A 282-nucleotide genomic window follows, 5' to 3' on the forward strand; every position below is an offset into this window, starting at 1 on the left:
ATCCTACCACCCCAGCTTACTATACCGGTTCAGCCGTACCTGATAATCCTTCAGGATACTGCCTGACAAGGCATCCGCCGCGCTGGTGAAGCTTGTGGATGTGTCCACTTCTGCTATGGATGACACCTGCACCGGAGCATCCACATCCCCAGGGCGCTCATACCGATCCAGGTCCATAGCCATCCGGTATGATGTGCTGGCCAATCCCACCGGAACTGCCTTTGAGTTACAGTAGTTCCTTATGGAGGATGTGGACGAGACTATCCGGAACTACTGTAACTT

1 protein-coding gene is annotated in these 282 nt (G+C 53.5%); it reads right to left on the bottom strand.

The features are described 5' to 3' along the window. Nucleotides 1-3: 3 nt before the first annotated feature. Complete coding sequence (locus LK536_RS58695; RefSeq protein ID WP_506092321.1) at nt 4-204, bottom strand: hypothetical protein; 201 nt, start codon at nt 202-204, stop codon at nt 4-6. Between the last annotated feature and the right edge of the window lie 78 nt (nt 205-282).

Origin of the sequence: Clostridium pacaense, assembly GCF_020709765.2 — a bacterium.
In the GTDB taxonomy this organism is placed as follows: domain Bacteria; phylum Bacillota; class Clostridia; order Lachnospirales; family Lachnospiraceae; genus Enterocloster; species Enterocloster hominis.